The organism is Ornithinimicrobium murale (assembly GCF_003352835.1).
In the GTDB taxonomy this organism is placed as follows: Bacteria; Actinomycetota; Actinomycetes; order Actinomycetales; family Dermatophilaceae; genus Ornithinicoccus; species Ornithinicoccus muralis.
The window spans coordinates 115,998-135,202 of record NZ_QLVD01000028.1; the positions used below are offsets into that span (position 1 = coordinate 115,998).

General features: G+C 72.6%; 5 protein-coding genes. 4 read left to right on the forward strand and 1 reads right to left on the reverse strand.

The genetic code is table 11. The features are described from left to right. On the reverse strand, positions 1-3,756 hold the full coding sequence (locus tag DPQ65_RS13605; RefSeq protein WP_162802239.1) for a PKD domain-containing protein: 3,756 nt from the start codon (positions 3,754-3,756) through the stop codon (positions 1-3). 248 nt (positions 3,757-4,004) lie between these two features. Here DPQ65_RS13605 and DPQ65_RS13610 point away from each other — a divergent pair, with 248 nt between their 5' ends. The 4 genes from DPQ65_RS13610 to DPQ65_RS16355 form a co-directional block, all read left to right on the forward strand. Further along, the gene (locus DPQ65_RS13610; RefSeq protein ID WP_114907898.1) at positions 4,005-11,156 is read left to right on the forward strand and encodes a hypothetical protein; all 7,152 of its coding nucleotides are present in this window, start codon (positions 4,005-4,007) and stop codon (positions 11,154-11,156) included. Further along, positions 11,153-14,335, forward strand: a complete 3,183-nt coding sequence (locus tag DPQ65_RS13620) for a hypothetical protein (RefSeq protein WP_162802240.1) — start codon at positions 11,153-11,155, stop codon at positions 14,333-14,335. Before DPQ65_RS13610 ends, DPQ65_RS13620 begins: the two co-directional genes overlap by 4 nt. After that, a complete protein-coding gene (locus DPQ65_RS13625) occupies positions 14,332-17,589 on the forward strand; it encodes a hypothetical protein (RefSeq protein ID WP_114907901.1) in 3,258 nt (1,085 codons plus the stop codon). The genes DPQ65_RS13620 and DPQ65_RS13625 overlap by 4 nt, the downstream gene beginning before the upstream one ends. Before the next feature lie 310 nt (positions 17,590-17,899). Then, positions 17,900-19,205, forward strand: a 1,306-nt coding sequence (locus DPQ65_RS16355) for a DUF222 domain-containing protein (RefSeq protein ID WP_114907902.1), incomplete at its 3' end; no start/stop codon positions are given.

A 19,205-nucleotide genomic window follows, 5' to 3' on the forward strand; every position in this document is an offset into this window, starting at 1 on the left:
CTACACGTAGTAGCGGTTCCACAGGGTGCTGGTGGGGCGGTTGCTGCCGTCGGGAGCGAGACTGTTGCGGCTCGTGCTGAGGTGGGGTTCGCCCTCGGGATGCAGGGCAGCCAGCAGACTGGCGGGCGGGACGGTGACCGTGTCGTCGGCGACCGTTGCCTCAGTGGGTGGCCCGACGGTCACGGTGGCCTCGGCCTTGGGTTGACCTCCAACATACGCAATGAGGGTGGCGGTGCCCTCATCCAGCCCGCGCACATAGAAGGTCTGGTCGCCGGTGCCAGTCACATCGTGGAGCATGGTGCGGTTTTCCCAGGGACCGTCCGCACTCGTGGACAGTTGCACCCTGGTGTCGTCAAAGCTGAAGATCTCGATGTCGGTGGGACTCGCCGGGCTGTCCACGAAGCTGACGGTGGCGGGTGAGACCTCGCCGCCCCCCGGGACGGCCATGTTGTCCAGGATGAGTTGGAGCCCGACCACCGTCCCGGTGATGCTGGACAGGCCGTTGGTGGGTTCGGTGAATCCTGCAGGCTGAGTGAAACTGATCTCCGTGGTTCCCGGACTCACCGGGGCGAACCGTGTCAGGGCCTGGGAGGCGCCGGGGCTGAACTGCAGGGCCGACTCCGTGAGTGTGCCCACCGAGTCGTTGCTGTTGGTCAGGTTGACTGTGATGGTCGGGGAGCCGGCGCGGCGGGCCTGCCGCCCGAGCGTCGTGCCGTCGGCGTTGAGGGGATGGAGGTAGACAGCAATAATCTTGGGTCCCGCGGACTCATCCAGGCTGAAGTCGTCTGTTCCGAAACGGAACCCGACGTCTGGCAGGACAGTGATGGTTCTGTTGATCTCGGGATAGCCGGGAGCCGTCACGGTCAGGGTGGTGGTGCCGGCTGCCAGGCCCTGGACGTGCACGTTGTTGAGGTGGTGGTAGTAGTCCTCATTGACGTCCTCGAGCGTGATGGTCTGTGAGCCGACGGTGTAGTAGTTTTCCGAGACAACAGCGATGGACTCGTCCTCGACCGTGATCGTGATGTCCGCGGGCTCCAAGGGTTGGTCGCGGAGGCTGACAAAGCTGGACCTTTGAAGGTCCTTGCCGACCGTCACGTCAGAGACCAACATCTCCGGGTGGACCGAGATCGTCACGGTGTCCGACGACGAGGCGCCCCACTGGTCGGTGACGGTCAGCTGGACCGTGTAGATCCCGCTCGAGGACGACCAGAACGCCGGTTGCACGGCAGTCGGGTCGGTGATCCGGCCGGTTTCTCCCTCTGGTGCGACGACTTCCCAGGCGTAGGTGAGTGAGTCGCCGTCGGGGTCGCTGGATCCGGTGCCGTCCAGATACACAATCTGGCCCGGGACGGTCTCCAGGTCCTCGCCGGCGTCGGCCACGGGTGCCTGGTTGGTGCGTGCGGTGATGGTGACCGTGTCCTGGGTGGAGGTCCACTGGCCGTCGGTGACGGTGAGGGTGGCGGTGTAGTCGCCGAGTTCGGACGCGGTGAACGTGGGCTCGGCTGCCTGCGGGTCGCTGAGCGCGATGTCTGAGCCGGCCGGGTCGGTGAGCGTCCACGTGTAGGACAGGTCGTCACCGTCCGCGTCGCTGGAGCCGGTGCCGTCCAGGGTGACAGTCACGTCCGGGACTGTCGTCTGGTCCTCGCCAGCGTCGGCGACGGGGCGGTGGGTGACCGTGATCTCGACCGAGTCCACTGCGGAGGTGTCGGTGCCGTCATGGACGGTGAGTTCAGCGGTGTAGGTGCCGGCGACGTCCGCGGCGAAGGTGGGGTGCGCGGTGTCAGAACCTTCCAGCACGGCGGTGGAGCCGGCCGGAGAAGCCAGGGACCATGCATACGACAGGTCGTCGCCGTCGGGATCTGAGGAGCCGGTGCCGTCCAGGGTGACGGTGTCGCCCACGGCAGCCGGCGCGTCCTGCCCGGCCTCGGCGACGGGCGCCTGGTTGACGGGGTCGGTGACGACGATCGACTGATACGCCCACCAGGATGTGTAGCGACCGTCGTGGACCCGGAGGCCGACCTGGTAGGTGCCGGCGATGTCGGCGGTGAAGCTGGGGATGGCGGACGCAGGGTCCTCCAGAACGGCCGTGGACCCCTCGGGGGAGCCCATGACCCACTCATAGCTGAGGTCGTCGCCGTCGGCGTCCGTCGACCCGGTGCCATCCAGGGTGACCGTGTCACCGGTCACTGCGACCCGGTCGGGGCCGACCTCCGCGTCGGGGCGGTGTCCGATCTCGAGGGTGACGGTCTGCGAGGCGCTGGTCTGGCCGTCGTTGACGACCATGGTGACGGTGTAGGTGCCGGCCACGTCGGGCCAGAAGCTGCTCGTGGACTCAATCGGGTGATCGGGGACGACTGTCGACCCGTCCGGCATCTGGAAGTCCCAGGTATAGGTGAGCTCGTCACCGTCGGGGTCGCTGGAGTAGTAGCCGACCAGGAGGACGCGCTCACCGATGGCGCCGTCCTCCAGGAGGTCCAACTGGGCGATCGGTGCGCGGTTGGGCGGCTCGTTGACCGTGATCGTGACGGTGTCGGCGGGGGAGTCCTCGGTGCCGTCATTGACGACCAGGGAGGCCACATACGCACCCGGCAGGTCAGGTATGAGGAATGGCTGGGGTCCGTCAGCGCCCTCCAGTGAGGCTGTGGACCCCTCTGGTGCGGTGAGGGTCCACGTGTAGCTGAGGGTGTCGCCGTCGGGGTCGGTGGAGGCGGTGCCGTCGAGGGTGACGGTGTCGCCGGTGGTCGCGTCCTGGTCCTCGCCGGCGTCGGCGATGGGGGCCTGGTTGGGGGGCTCCTGGACGGTGATGGTGACCGTGTCGGGGGCAGAGCTGTCGGTGCCGTCGGTGACGATGAGCTCGGCGGTGTAGGTGCCGGTGACGTCTGCGGTGAAGGTGGGGTGCGCGGTGTCAGAACCTTCCAGCACACTGGTGGAGCCGGAGGGAGAAGCCAGCGACCATGCATACGAGAGGGTGTCGCCGTCGGGGTCGGTGGAGGCGGTGCCGTCGAGGGTGACGGTGTCGCCGGTGGTCGCCTCCTGGTCCGGGCCGGCGTCGGCGACCGGTGCCTGGTTGACCGGCGCACAGGGTGGGGGATCGGTCGGGGCGTCGAAGCGGGTGCCGTAGCCGGGGCCGTCGCCGCTGCTGGTGCCGGGCACGCTGACCCAGATGGTGGTGATGCCGGGGGTGTCGGACAGGGTCCAGGTGTCTGCTCGCGGGATGTGCCGGGACTGTTCCTCGCCCTGGGCGACCACGACGCGGTCGATGCGGACCGGGGCGGTGACGGTGACGCCGTCGCACTGCCAGGAGACCTCGATGCCGTCACCGACCGTGATGGCCACGGTGTCGGCCACGGAGTCCTGGGTGCCGTCGCTGACGACCAGGGTCGCGGTGTAGGTGCCCACAAGGGCTGGGGTGAAGGAGGGTGTCGGTGAGGTCGTGTCGTCCAGGCTCTGGGTGTAGTCGCCGGGTTGCGGCCCGGCCAGCCTCCAGCTGTAGCTGAGGTCGTCGCCGTCGGGGTCCGATGACGCGGTGCCGTCCAGCGTGACGGTCTGCCCGATGCTGGTCGTGAGGTCGGCGCCGGCGTCGGCGACGGGTGCCTGGGCCGCCGGTGAGCTGGCGGTGGCCGGCGCGGTGGACAGGAGCGCCGTGACCAGGGCCAGGGACAGCAGCGTCGCCCAGAGGCGGCGGATGCGTTGTCGCAGGCGGCTCCTCTGGCGGTCGGTGTTGCCGAACGGTGGCACCGGACGAGACGCACGCATGAGGCTGACCCCTTGGTCATAGACACGTTGCTGAGGCATCACGCAGGACTCACGTGACAGTCAAGATTTCCCCAAGTTGCTTTCAGCCTAGGGGGCAGTTGACTGATGCAACAAGGGGGCTGAGTTAAAGACTTGGCCAATTCAAGGTGTGGTGCACGTATGCCGTTGGTCGCCAAACCGTAGACAGGAGTGCCTGCGCGGCAGTACCGTTGCTCGTTCTGCTTTTCCATGGCGTCGTGAGGGACCCGATGGCTAAGCGTGGTGTCACCCTGTTGGACCTGTTCGCCCCCGGCGGCGCACAGGCCCTGCTGCCGAGCGATGTGGCGAGCCGGCTGGAGAACCTCGCCGTGGTCGACCTGCGCAGCTCCACCAGCGGTGGCACCTTCGTGCACGAGGGCGTGGTGCAGCCGCTGTCCGACCTCGGGTTGCCGGCGCTGCGGAACTGGCCGGTGGAGATTCCCGGCCTCAACACCGGGTTGCCCTTCCGGCTGGTCCGGGTCCGGCAGGTGCCGTCCGCCACCGACACCCTCGAGCCCGCCGCGGACGCCGCGTTCCTCGACCTGATCGTCGACCGGATCGCGATCACCATCCCCGGGCTGCGGCCCGCGATCTTCGTCCCGGCGACCACCAGCTCGCCCGCGCACCTGCTGCCGGACAACAGTCGCGACGGCGTCAAGCTCGTCGGCTCGGGCGTCATGCGGATCGACCTGACCGGGGCCTCGGAGGTCGTCCGGTTCGTCGACTTCCCCGACCCCTTCGACCCCGCCGCGCCGAACGGGCCCGTCGCCCGCCTGACCTTCGACCCGATCAGCTTCACCTTCGGCGACTCCGACATCGGCATGGTCGTCGACCGGGTCGTCTATGACGCCTCCGAGCAGATCACTCCGCCGGAGATCATCGCGCGGGGTCAGACGCCGGGCTGGCAGGGGATGGCGATCGCCGAGGCGACCGTGATGCTGCCGCTCAAAGGCACCGCGGTCGAGCAGATCAACGCCTCGGTGAAGGACGTGATCCTCGGCAGCCCGGCCGGCATGCAGGGCACGGTCTCCGTCGAGCTCGGGCGCACCCCGATCGCCGGTGCGGCCGTGCTGTTCACCCAGGACGTCGACGGCACGGAGCACCCGCGCACCCCCGAGGGCAGCGGTCGCGAGCTGACCGTGCCCTTCGTGGCCGACACCAGCGCCACCGGTCGGATGCGGGCGCGCCTGTCCGACGCCATCCAGGGACAGCCCAACCAGCCGCGCATCTCCTGGACCCTGCCGGAGGGCACCCGGGTCGAGGAGTCCGACACCGGGTGGTTCACCACGAGCGTGGGGGAGACCCTGGACGGTGTCTACTCCGAGCTGGTCGACGGGGAGCGGCACCACGACCTGCCCATCTCCTACACCTTCACCCAGGACGACGACGGCGTGGACCATGCCGCGATGGTCGACGCGGTGCTCCCGGGGGCGTCGGGCATCGCCAATGTCGTCTCGTTGTCGGGCACCCGGGACGCGATCGCCCAGGTCGAGCTGCAGTCCCGGCTCGCGGTCCCGGACGCAGCGCACATTCGCTGGCAGTTCGGCACCGGCGTCGGTGCCCAGAGCGGCACCGGCCACGACTTCACCGTCTTCCCCGACGAGGTCGGCACCGGCTACCTGGTGGTCACCGACGGCGACCTGACCCGACGGGTGCGCATCGACACCCTGGCCGAGGGTGGGCTGCTCGTCGGTGCGGAGGACGGCGTCCACGACGCCACCGGTGCCCTCGTCACCGTCCGGGGCGTCGACAGCACCCACGCCCTGGCCCCGTTCCACCGCGCCGGTGAGCTCCGCAGCCACCGCGAGGACGCCACCGCGTCCGGCACCACGGTGACCGTCCCGGACGGTGCGCTGGCGGCGGTCACGGTCGAGGTTGGCAGCGGTCCCGACCCGACGGGGCCGCCTCCACCGGTCGAGGCGTCCGCCGTGCGGCACCTGTCGGTCCGGTTCGGGTTCAACGCCGCCGATCCCGAGGGGTGGGGCCGGTTCGCCCCGAACGACGCCTCGGGCAACGTCAGCGTCGAGATCCGGGACTGGGCGACCTACTTCCCCGGCGCGCGGTTCCTGGTGGTGGGGCACTGCTGTGACATCGGCACCCCTGACCGCAACGACGACCTCGCGGGCGAGCGGATCGAGGTGATCAGCCAGCACCTGCCCGCCGGGCAGGTCGACGCGCGGGGCGAGCAGGACGCCGCGACCGGGACGGTGGCGCAGACGCAGGCCGCCGTCCCGCCCTCGGAGATGAGCGCGACCGAGCGCCTCGCCGGCCGCACGATCATGCTCGACCACAACGCCACCACCCGCCAGGGCTGGGGCAGTCTCACCACCCACCCGATCCGGGAGTCCTACCGGCGGGTCGACGTCTACGCCGTCGGAGGGACCTACACCCCACCCGCGGGCGCGTCCGCGCAGGGACAGCAGGCCTCGACCGACCCGCAGACGACCGACCCCGCGCTGCGGCGTTCCTACGTGCCCGGTGCCGACGTGGCCGAGATCCAACCTCCCGGTGACCCGTCCTCGCGGCTCGGCTACCTGGTGCGCCTCCGCGTCTCCTGGGACTCCCCGACGGTGACCAGCTGGGCCGACGCGGTCCCCACCCTGGCCGAGATCACCCTCGCCTGGTCGAGCGACCACGTGACGATGACCGACGAGAACGACAACGAGACCGACGTGCCGGTCTCCTCACCCTCGACCCCCGGGACACCCTCGACCGAGGTCTGGACCATCACCGGCCGCTGGGCCTACGACAACCGGTCGGGTCAGACGCTGTTCGCGCTGTCGGTCGCCTCGGAGGGAGACCCCAAGGGCATCGCGCGGTTCGACTCCTCCTTCGCGGCGGTCGCCCTGGCGCTCGCCCCGGCCCTGCTCGGTGGCATCGGCGGTGGGGGAGTGACCGACGGTGTCGTGCAGATGTCGGCGCTGGCCATCGCCAGCGCCGTGATGACGACGATCACCAAGGAGGGCTGGATCGTCCTGCACGCGATCTCGGCGGAGTACCGTGCTCCTTCGATCGACTCCGCGCGCGGCATGAGGCTGCGGGTCACGATCGACTACACCGCAGCCGTCGGCATCGACATCTCGGCCAACGGCATCGGATCGATCAGCACCGCGGACGACCACCCGCTCCAGGTCCGCTACACCAAGGTGGGGGTGGAGATCGATGATGCCGCGACCGAGTGGTACGACAAGGTCGGGTTCGTCTTCGAGGACGTCTCGTTCGAGGTCTCCGACCCGGGGCGCTGGCAGCTCGACGGGCCGCTGGGCAATCTGCTGGCGATCACCGGCACCCGTGCGGGGTCGGGCTCCTCGTGGTTCGAGTGCGACCTGGAGTTCGCGCTCGACCTGGGTGTCGTCAGCATCGAGGGCGCCACCATCCGGGTGATCTTCGCCGACGGCGGGGTCTCGGCCGAGCTGCGCGGTCTCGCGCTCGCCGTGGAGATCCCGGGCGTGCTGCGGGGCCGCGGCCAGGTCGTCATCGGTGACGGCGGCGCGTTCGGTGCCTCCCTGGAGCTCGAGCTGATCTCCGTCGGCGCCAAGGGCATCGGCGCCCTGGAGTTCGACCCCGCGCACGACTACCTGTCGATCCAGCTGGGGTTGCTGCTGCCGGTCGGCATCCCGCTGGCGCAGACCGGGCTCGGCATCTTCGGCTTCCTCGGGATGTTCGTGTCCAACGGTGCCCGGCAGCTGCCCGCCGGCTTCGAGAACGACCCGGTCGGGCGCGAGGTCGCGTGGTATCGCGACGCCCCGCTCCTGGACAAGTTCGGCCCCGAGCGCGGTCAGTGGGCGATCGGCCTGGGCCTGGTAATCGGCACAATGCCGGACCAGGCGTTCACGTTCAACGCCGTCGGGATGCTGGTCGTGGCCTTCCCCGACCCCGAGGTGATCCTGGCGATCGACGCCAAGCTCGCCACGCGTCCGGACCTGGTGCCCAAGGCGCAGGGCACCGCAGCCGGCACCGGGCTGGAGATCCTCGGCCTGGTCGTCATCGATGACACCGCCGTGCTGGTGGGCATCCGCGGCCGCTACGAGATCCCCAAGGTGCTGACCCTCAACGTCCCGATCGACGGCTACTTCCCCTATCCGAGCACCCCGAAGGACGCCTTCGTCCGGGTCGGCTCGGACGGGGTGGTCGCTGAGGGGCGCGGCGGCGACCCGGTGCAGATCATCCTGCTGCCGGGCACCCTCGACATCGAGGCCTATGCCTTCCTCATGATCGAGGAGAAGAAGCTGCACCGGCTCGGCGGCGACGACTCGGTCAACTTCGACGGCTTCTCGATCGGCTTCGGCGCGGGCATCGAGATCGGCTGGTCGGCCGGCCCGCTGACCCTCGCGGCTGGTGCCCGCATCCTGGTGGGCCTGGGGACCAACCCGTTCCTGCTCAAGGGCATCTTCCAGGTCTGGGGCACGCTGTCCCTGGTGATCGTCGAAGTCGACGTCGATGGCGAGCTCGTCTGCACCGTGTGGGACCAGGGCGGGCTGAAGGTCAACCTCCAGGGCAAGTTCTGCGGCAAGGTCTCGTTCTTCTTCTTCTCCGTGTCGGGGTGCGTCGGGATTGAGATCGGCGACCCGCTGACCCCTGCGGCACCGCCCCCACCGCCCCCGATCGGCAAGGTGTCCCTGACCGACCGCCGCGGCCAGACCACCGCCGAGGCCGTGACCGGCACGCCGGGAGCGAACCAGACGGTGTGGCCGGACACGGTGCCGGTGCTCGAGCTGATGCACCACATGTCCGTCGACCTCTCCGGCTCGGCGTTCGCCCCAGGCGCCCCACCGGCCGGGCCGGTGTGGTCGGGCACCTCGGAGATGAAGTACGCCTACCGGCTCACCGGGGTCGACATCGTGCCCGACGGCGGCACACCGTTGGCCGCGCCCCTCGCCTCGGGCTGGTGGCTGCCCACCCACCGGCCGGGAGTCCTCGCCGACGGTGACATCGCGGTCTCGACCGAGGAGGCGATGTTCCTGGCCCTGCTGTCCTGGGACCCGGCCCCGTGGACCTACTGGCTGCCCGACGGCGGCGAGGGCACCGACGGCGACCCCGCCCAGACACCCGGCCGGCTGTGCGAGGAGCCACCCCGGCCGACCCGGATGTGCCTGCTGGGGCGGGACGCCCGGCGCACTGGCACCGACTCCGTGCTGTTCCCGCCGGAGACGCTCGGGGAGGCGCCGTTCCCCTCGCGGTTCACCGGTCACGCGCGTGAGCGGATCGCCGGCCGGGTCCTGGAGCTGGCCGCCCCCTGGCTGGTGCAGCAGGGACTGTCCCTGACTCCCGGGCACCTCGCCGACGACATCTGGTGGCTCGCGGCCGCCACCCGGTTCGGGTTCACCGAGCGCACCACCGAGCTGCGGGTCACGCTCGCCCCGGAGGTCGTCGAGCCCGAGCTGCGGCTGGTGGTCTGCGACGACCGACGCAAGCGGCCGCAGCACCCGGTCTCGGGCACGTGCGCCATCGTCGGCGACCATCACCGGGCCGACACCGACCTGGGCACCTCCAGCTCGATCGACGGAGTGAAGATCCAGTCCCACGGCAAGCCGTTCACCACCCACGGGGCGCCGGTCACGGTGCTCCTGCCCGAGGGTGGCATGGTCGCCCACCTGCCCGAGCGCACCGACCGGGTCGAGGTGCGGATCCGGATGTGGGACAACGGCGAGGCCAAGCTGTCCGCCTACGACAGCGCGGGCTCGGTCGTCGCCGACGGGTGGGTCGCCCCCGACGGCGGGTGGGAGCAGACCGTGGTGCTGGCCGGCTCCGACATCGTCTCGGTGGAGATCCACGGCGCGACCTGGCTCGGCATCGAGCGGATCTGCTGGGGCACCGCTGGGCAGGAGCCCGTGGGGTCAGCCGAGCTGCCGCGGGTGTCCGGCTCCCTGGTCGGCGGGGGTGAGTGGGAGTGGGAGCCCACGGTCGAGCAGACCTACCGGACCGGCACGGGCACCTGCTCGGTGGTGCTCTACCGGCCGCGGGAACACGGCACGTGGCGCGGCCTGCGCGTGCACGAGTGGGCCGGTGGGCGCACCCGCCCCGCGCGGGTGGGCTGGCAGCAGCTGTGCGGGATCAGCGCCTCGGCGCAGGCGCTCGCCGACGCCAACGCGGCCTACGCCCTGGACCTGGCCGGCCTCATCAACGGGCTGGGTGGAGGCGGCGGAGGCGGTGCGCCGCAGCCACCGCACCGCAGCCTGCTCGCCGCGGGCACGAGTTACTCGGTGCGGATCCGGTGGCAGTGGCAGGGGTGGGTGAAGTCGGAGAGCACACCCGAGCCGCCCACGGTCCCGCCCAGCGGCGACTGGCAGAACGGGGCCGAGGTCGTGCGCAGGTTCCGGACCGCCTCGCCGGCGACGATCACCGGTCAGCCGCCGACCGAGCTCACCGACGAGAAGACCTTCGACCCCCGGTCCGTCCTGCGCTACCTGTTGGCGATCGAACCGGACACCGGGCAGGCCCCGCACCTGCTCGACGACACGCTGCTGGTCCACCTCGCGGTAGACCACCTCGACCAGCTCGCCGCGCTCTATGGACGGGCCGTGAGCCTGCGGCTGCGCCGCACCGACCCACCGCCGGGGTCGCTGGCCGGGCAGGCGCACGCCCCTGACGTGCCGCTCACGGTGACCTGGACGAAGCTGCACGACCACTACCGCCCGCTGGGCCAGAAGCGTTTCCTTGACGAGATCCGCGAGGCACCGTGCCTGGAGGAGCCACCGCTGGGCGGCACCACCGGTGAGGTCACGGCCGACCTGGTGCCCGGCGCGTGGTACGACCTGATGCTGATGGCCACGCCGGCCGCCCAGCCCACCGCGGAGGACCTCGTGGTGCGGCGCGCCCACTTCCAGGCCTCCGCCTACCACGACGCGACCGAGCTGCTCGGGGCCCTCGGGCTGACGTCGACCGGGAGCCCGCTGGTGGCACCCGATGCCGTCGTGACCGGTCCGGTGCCCCCGGGGCCGCTGGTCGTCGGGGACCGCGAGCTGGACGAGGCGATGGCCGCGCTCGGGCTGGACCCGTGGCCACTGCCCGCGGCCGGGCGCACCAGTGTGCTCTGGTGGCGCCAGGGCACCTCGTGGCTGCTGGCCGGGGTGATGCTCGAGCTCCCGGAGCCGATCGTGCGGACCGGACGGCGGGCGCTGGACGTCACCTCGGCCAGCCACGGCGGCGTCCCGCTGGTGCAGCGGCGCCGCAACACCAACGGCACCCGGGTGCTGCTGGCGCCCACGGCCCCCGTGGCCGTCAGCCCCTCGGGGGCCGACGCCTTCCAGGCGGCGCCCCTGGTGGTGCAGCTCACCCGGACGGTCACCGACCGGACCGACGCCACGTCCTCGACGGTCGTCACCGGCAGCCGCGCTGCGCTGACCGCCCCCAGAGCCGTCTACCAGGAGGTGGGAGCATGAGCCTGAGTCCCTCGTGGGCGATGAGCGGCCAGGCCATCGACGGCCGCGACGACACCCACCTCGCCCTGGGCAACCACCTGCGGATCGTCACCAACCCGCTGCTGGGCCTGCCGGTGTGCCCGATCGTCGTGCAGCGGGTGGTGACCACGCGCAAGCAGCTGTGGCGCCAGACCCGCAGCGACGCGGTCTGGGTCGACTCCCACGGGACCGTCCTCACGCCGCCGTTCACGCTGACCGCCGACAACCCGGTCACGGCCCACCTGCCGCGCGCGGCCTGCTGGGTGGAGGTCGCGGCCACGCCGTCCCGGACCAGCTGGTGGCCGCCCGTGGTCGGCCCGGTCCACCCCGTGCCCGGCCCGGTGGTGCCGCCGGTCCGGCCGCCCGTCCGACCCCCGGTCGTGGCACCCTTCCGGCCCCCACCGGAGCGGCCGGGTGTCTCCCTGCCCATCCGGCCCCGGCTGACCCGCATCGTGGTGCAGGGCATGGTGACCACACCGCTCGGTGACGCACCGGTGGCGGTGCGGTCCCGGGCGCCCTACCAGGTCTACGCCTCCCAGCTGGAGCGCGTGGTCCTCAGCGGCGCGGGCACCGTGGAGGGCATCCGCTGGCTGGACCCAGCGCGCATACCGACTGGTGAGCCGTGGCGCACGCTGCCCCTGCCGTGCGGTCCCGGGGCACGCTACGTCGGGCCGGGCGACGGTTGGGACCGTGGGCTCGAGCGCGCCCACGACGCCGCCCCGACCCGCTTCGGCCTGCACGAGCAACCGCTCGCGGCCGGGCCGGCGGCCTGCGACCCCGTCGGCGCCAGCGACGAGGCCGTCCGGGTCGAACACCTGGCCCACGAGCTGCGGGACGAGCTGGACCGGCTGGTCAACGACACCTCGGCCAGCCAGCAGGACCTCGCGGCGGTCGCACCGGTCACCGGCCTGGGCAACGGGTCCGGCACGTCCGACCGGAGCCTGCTGACGACGTTGCTGCAGGCCACGCTCGACCCCGGGATCGCCCGCTGGCTCCCTTTCGCCGACATCGACCGCGACCTGGACGACCGCGACGGCGAGGCGATGGTGCTGTATCTGGTCAGCGCCGCCTTCGCCCCGGACCTGAAAGCGATCGCCAAGCTCGGGCTGACCTCCTCGCTGCCCTCGCCCGAGGACCCGGCGGAGGTGATCGAGCGGTTCGCCAAGATCGCCGGGGAGGGCTGGGACGGCGGCGACCGGATCGGGCGCGCCGTGCAGCTGGACATGGTCCTGGTGGCCCCGGCCCGGGTGCCGCTCGACGTGCCGTCGGCACCACCCATGGTGGTGTCCTGGGACGGCACCTGGCAGTCGGTCCCGCCGCCCGCCGCGTCCCGCCGCCTGACCGCCGACCTGGACCGGCTGGTCCCTGGGGCCGCGCTGGCCTCGGCGATCGCGCAGCCCGCGGGCACGGACCCGCGCACCCGGCACCTCAAGGACGGGATCGGCCGGCTGGTGCTGCTCGGCCCCTCGCAGCCGGCGACCGCGACCGCGGCCACCCAGGGCCGGCTGACCGACCGCGGTGTCACCGAGGACGACGGTGTCTGGCAGATCGCCCAGGCGGACTGGTTCGGCCGCTGGTCGGGCTGGACCCGCACGCCGTATGCCGAGGGTCAGCGACCCCCACCACCTCGCCCTGTGGTGATGCTCGCCGCCACCGGACCGACGGTCCCGGAGCCGGTGCCGACCGGTCCGCTGGCGGGCAGTGTGCGCGTCGAGGTGCCGGTGCCGCCGGCGTCCGCGCTGCCCCCGGGCGGGCGCCTCCTCGCCCAGCTGGAGCTGACCGTGTCGCTGAGCAGCGGCGGCACCATTACCTCGCTCCATCCGGTGGCGCCCGACGCGGTCGTGGTCACGGTCCCCGGGCCGCTCCTGCTGCCGACGACCTCGGGCACGGCGACGGTGACCGCCCGGTGGCTGGACAGTGCCGGAGTCGCCTCGGAGACCAGCGAGCCGCGCACCGCCACCCTGCACGACCCACGGGCCCCCGCCCCGGTGGTGCTGCCGGCCACGCTGACCTACACCGCTCGTCCGGACGCGACCGGCTGGGCACAGACCACGCTGTCCTGGCCCGCGCAGCCGGGGCAGGCCTCGTTCCGGGTGTTCCTCGCTGACGAGTCGACGCTGCGCTCCAAGCTGGAGGAGGTCGCCGACGGCACCCTCGGCCCCGGGGACGCCGGTCAGGCGCCCTCGGCGGCGCAGGCCCAGGCGCTGCTCGATGACCTGGCTGCCGCTGCCGGGGGGCCCGAGCGGGGTGCCGCCTGGGAGGCGCACAAGAGGATCCTGCCGCGACGCTGGTTCCTGCAGCTCACCCCCGAGCCGGTGCCCGCCAGTGCGACCACGACCTACCGACACCAGGTGTCCGGGTCGCTGACGGTGCTGGTCCTCTACCGCGTGGTCGCCGTGAGTGCGGCGAGCGTGGAGTCGGACTTCCGGACCGCGCCGATCCTGCCCCGGGCGGTGCCGAACGCGCTCGCCCCGGCGGCACCGGCGATCCGGGTGGACCAGGAGACGACGGCCACGGGGGAGCTGCAGGCGAGCATCACCGTGACCGTGCCGGCCGGCCCGACCCCGGCGGCCAGGTGGCGGCTGCGGCGCGCGAGCGCCTCGACGGAGGCAGCACTCATGCAGGTCGTGGCGGAGGGTGCCGTGCCACCGGCGCCACCCGGCGTCACGGGGGACCAGGTGTTCGAGGTCATCGACACCGGCGCAGCCCCCGGCCTGGCCCGGACCTCCCTGTCGGGCTGGGTGCGCTACGCGTGGCGGGTCGAGGTCGCCGGGCCGGACCTGCCCGGCGGAGGCCCGTCGGGGGAGTGGTCCCCGCCCTCGGCGCCCGCATCGGCGCTCGTGATGCCACCCGACCCGCCGACCGGCGTGACCGGGCTGGCGGCGGCGCGCGACGCCGCCGGGGTCCACGTGCAGTTCGTGCACCCGGGCCCGTTGAGCCCCGGGGCCAGCACCGGCTACGTGCTCGATGTCTATCGCCGCCGACCGGGCGAGGTGATGGGCCTGGCGACCTCGGTGCCCGGCCTTGCGGCGGGTCCCGGCGGCGTGTTCGACGTCGTCGACCCTGACCCGGCGGTGCCGGCCGGCACGGCCTACCGGGTCGTGATCACCGACCCGATCGGCCGGCGGACCGCCCCGAGCGAAGAGGTGGTGGCGCCGTGACCGCGCTCGTTCCGGCTCCTGAGGACCTCGGGCTGGAGAGCCCCGCGCTGGGGCCCTGGTTCTCGACCGACGAGACCCTGCCGGTGCCCTCGCCCGACGACCTGGGCGTGACCGTCCCGCTCCCGGCCGGCACCGACTGGTTGCCGCCTGCGACGGGACTGCTCTCCTTCGCCGTCGCCGGCCAGCCCCGGCTGGCCGGCCTGCGTGGACCCGCGGGGACGCCGCCGTTCCGCAGCGGCCGCTTCGTGGCGACCTTCCGGCTGCTCCCCGAGGTGGAGGCCCGGTTGGGTGCCCTGCTCGCCGACGTGCCCGCCGCGGACGGCGGGGCGGGCGGGGTCACCCGCGCCACGGTGCGCACCCTCGCCCTGGAACTGCCCGAGGACCCAGGCTCGCTGACCGACCTGGTGACCAGGGTGAGGCCACCCATCCCGGACGTGACCTCGATGGATGAGGCGACCCAGCAGGCATACCTCGGTCTGACCGGCACCCCGATCGCGGACCTGAAGCGACCCGGCACACTGACCGCCGACGACGACGTGCTGCTGGCCTTCGCCGGTCCCACGACCGTGCGGCTGTTCGCGTTCGACAACCGGGGGCGGGCGATCGATCCCGGTGCCGTCGCGTCCTGGTGGGCGCGGCTCGCGACGTCGTTCAGCAACCTGTGGGCTCCGGGCGCGGCACAACGCACCGCCACGGTCGACGCCCAGCGCACGGTGGTCCTCTGCGGACCGGACGAGGCGCCTGCCGGCGAAGGGGTCCTGGCGCGGCTCGCGGTGAGTGGGCTGTCGGGCACCGGCGCGGTGCGGGTCGCCGGCACCGAGACGGCGACCGTGGCGCTGAGCGGCGGGAGCGCTCAGGACGCGGCGCAACCACGGGTGGCGGTGTTGCCGGCGGGCAGCTACGGGACGACCGTGTCGCTGTGGAGCGGTGGCACCCCGGTGGGCGGCCTCACGCGGGACTGCGTGCGGGTGGCGCTGGTGGACGTCGAGGCGCACGTGACCGGGCAACGGCGCGTGGCGCCCGCGGGGGCCGCGGAGCCAGCGGTCCGGCGAGCCGCGGACCAGGCCAGGGCCTCGACCGCCACGCTGGTGGCGCGCGCGACGGTGGCCGCCACCGACACCGTGCTGCTGCCCAGTGCCGATGCGGCACTGACTGGCCTGGCGGGCATCCTGTCGGCCGGTCCGGTGACGCTCCTGGCGCCGGTGCTCGACCGGGCCGCGGGCGCGGTGCCGGAGCCGGCCCTGCCCCCGGTCGCTGCACCGGTGGGGCTCGGCGCGGTGACGGTGAGCGCGCTGACCGGCGGCGGGGTGGCGGACAGCGGGGTGGTGCTCGCGCAGCGGATCCTGGTGACGGTGCCAGTCGGTCCGGAGCTCGCGGGCGCCTGGGTGCGGGTGTGGCCGCAGTACTTCGACCCGGACAAGGGCCGGCACGTCCGCGGTGCGGGCGGTGGTGGCCTGGTCGATGCCGCCGGGCTGGCTCGGGTCGTGGTGCGTCTCGCGGACGGCGCGGTCACGCCGGCGAACAGGATGGGGCTGGACGTGATGGTGGTGACCGGGCTCGCGGCGACGCGCTATCCGGAGGTGCGGCTGGAGCGGCCTGCACCGGTCGGCGGCGCGATGGTTGCGCTGGCCTCGGTGGGGGAGTCGGTGCTGGTGTGCGAGAGCGGGACCGAGGTCGTGGCAGGTGTTGCGGCCGGGTCGCTCCCGTCGGGGTCGACCCTGGTCGCGCTGACGACGACGCCGACGCTCGTGGACCCGGAGTCCGTCCCGGCGACCGCGTGGGCGGCGCCCGCGGTGGGACCGCTGCTGGGGGCAGGGGACACGGTGCTGCTGACCGAGCCCGCGTGGCGGGGGTGGCGCGGCGGGGAGACCGCTTCGGTGCTGGGTGGCACGGGCGCGAGCGTGTCGGCGCTGGAGCGGACCCTGCTGGTGCGACCACCCGGTGTTGCCTCCCCGCTGCCCACACAGTCGCGCGACGAGGTGGCGGCCGTTGCGCTGGGCACCGGGGCGGACCCGGAGGCGGATGCCACCGTCGCCGCGGTGCGGCCGCTCGGTGCTCATCACGAGGTCGGCACACACCAGGCCGGGCACCCGGGGGCCCCGGCGGATGACGAGCGGCACGGCGCAGGTGCACGCCTGCGGGGTCCTGCGGTCGCCGCGGTCGCGGAGATCGCGCGCGAGCGGACCCGGCCGGGCACGCCCGAGCTGGCCGTGGCCGCCGCGACGCCGCTGACCCAGCCGGCCGCGCCGTCGGCAGCCGGCTCCTGGGCTGCGGTGCTGCGGACGGTTGCGGCGCGGGTCGAGGGCGAGTCGGGGCTGGTGGAGGCGATGGATGCCCTCGACACCGGCGACTTCCCGTGGGAACAGCCGCTGGCGGACCTGCGGTCCTGGCTGGCAGGGCAGGGGGTGAGCGTGCCGGCGGCGGTGGACGAGGCGGCGACCAGCATGCAGCGGGCACTGAACCGGCGGCTGCTCGGCGCCCGCTGGGGTTACCGGGAGGCGGCGACAGCGCTGGCAGCGCGCTTCGCGGGTGCACAGGATCTGGTCTATCTCGAGACCCCCGCGCTGGACGCGCTGCCGTTGGGATCCGGCGACGACGCGCTGGACGTCCTCGGCGCGCTGGCCACGCGGTTGACGGAGAACCCGGCGCTGCAGGTGCTGGTGTGCGTGCCGCTGAAGCTGGTGCCGGGGACGCCGAAGAAGCTGGGGAGGATCCGTGACGCCGGCGTCCTGGCCGGCCTCCGGAGGCTGGCGACCGCCGGGGGCGAGCGGGTCGCAGCGTTCACACCGGTGACCGGCCCCGGCAGGTCACTGCACCTGGACGCGACGTCGGTCGTGGTGGACGATGCGTGGGCCCTCACCGGCGGCACCCACCTGTGGCGGCGCGGGCTGTCCTTCGACGCCTCGCTCGCGGTCGCGACCTTCGACGAGCGACTCGACGGTGGCCGGCCCGCCGAGGTGGTGGCCTTCCGCAGGGCCCTGGTGGCCGGGCGGCTGGGGCTCGCGCCCACTCTGCTTCCGGAGGACCCGGCGGAGCTGGTGCGGGCGGTGCGGACCCTGAGCAACCGGGGCGGTGGGCTGCGGTTGGCACCCGAGGTGATCGTGCCCGCGGACCAGGAGCCCTCGGAGCTCGACACCCGCGTTTGGAACCCGGACGGCAGTTATGTGAGCGGCTTCAACTTCATGGACTTCCTCGCTGGACTGGCCGTCGGGGTGCAGGCCGAGCTCCGCGAGGAGGTTCCGGGCGAGGCCTAGTCAGTGCTGGACGCACTCTCGCCTGGGCCGGCCAGTGGTGCTCTGGATATTAGCGCTAATACCCAGTCGGCTGCCCTGTGCCTCCGAGGTGGCCAGCGCCCAACTCGGGGTGCTCCCGCACCTGGTGCCGAGCTCTTGCGGGCAGCCAGCGTCTCTGGGCGGCCCACGCCCGACTCCGTTGACCTCGGTCGCCGGCCCGTGCACGTCGGGGCGGCCCGTGCACGTCGGGGTGGCCCGTGGCGGCTTGGGTGCTGGTCCGGTGTTTGTGCTGGTCAGGTGACTGTCGGTGGTGGGTGCTTAGATCAGTTGTATGAAGCAGTCGGGTGTGGAGGCCAAGGGCTGGGAGCAGGTTCCCGGTCCTGGTGTCGGGGTGCCCGAGGGGGAGCTCGCCACGGGTGGTGCTCCTGAGGTGTTGACTGCTGAGGGGTCGGCGGTCGCGGCGGGGGTGTTGCCGGAGGAGGTGGCGGCGTTCGTGGCGTGGGAGGCCGAGCTCGCGGCAGACCCGGCAGAGGAGGTGGGGGCGGATTGGGCTCTGGTGGGGGAGGTTGATGAGTTCTTGTCACGGTCCGGGGTCGGGTCGGCGGCGGAGGACCTGGCCGGCGGCCTGGATGCCGCGGTCCGGGGTCTGGGCCGGGTGGCCGGGGTCGGCCCGGCGGAGTTGGTGAGCGTGTTCGACCCGGCCGTGTCTGAGGGCCTGGAGGTGGTGGGGGCGTTGCGGTGTGCCCTGGACGGGGTCGGTTTCGCGTTGGCCGCCGAGGCTGAGGGTCGGGGGTTGCACACCGCGGTCGGGCTCTCGTTGGTGGACTGGTTGCGGGTGCGGTGCCCGTGGCTGTCGGGTCCGGAGGCCTGTCAGGTGCGGGAGGTGGTCCGGGCCGGGGCCAAGCACTGGGGCAGGGGGTTGGCGCAGGCGGTGCGGGATGGGGAGGTGCCGGTGTATCGGGCGGCGAAGGTGGCCCGGACCATGAACCGGTTGGAGCCGAGTCTGGATGTGGATCAGCAGGAGGCGTTCGCGGAGATCGCGGCCGGCGCGGCGGGTAACCACCGGATCAGTGACCGGGACCTGGAGGTGGTGTGCAAGAAGCTGTTGTTCGACCTGCTGGATGAGCAGCCCAAGGAAGAGGCGGAGAAGGTCGCCCAGGAGCAGCGGTGTGTCTCGCGGCGCCAGTTGGGCTCGGGCATGACCCGGTTCACCATCGACGCCCCGGACAGTGACGCCGCGCTGATCGATGGGGTACTGACCGGGCCACTAGCCGCCCCCGACCCGAACCCGACGCCCGGCTCCGGGCAGGACAGCTCAGCGGAAGGAGACGGCGCCGAGGGCGGTGCGGGGGAGGGGGGTGTGCGGTCGCCGGGGCAGCGGCGGTTTGATGCGTTGTTGATGGTGATTAATCGGGGGTTGTCGAATCCGGGGGCGCCGCCCTCCTCGGGTAGGGCTTCGGTGATGGTGACGGTGAAGGCGGATCCGGTGACGGGGGAGCCGCAGGGGGCGGCGGTGGCTTCGACGGGGCAGGTGTTCACGGCGCGGGCGGCGGGCCGGTTCGCGTGTGTGGGGGATCTGACGCCGATCGTGTTGGGGGAGTATGGCGAGCCGTTGCAGTTGGGGCGCACGGTGCGGT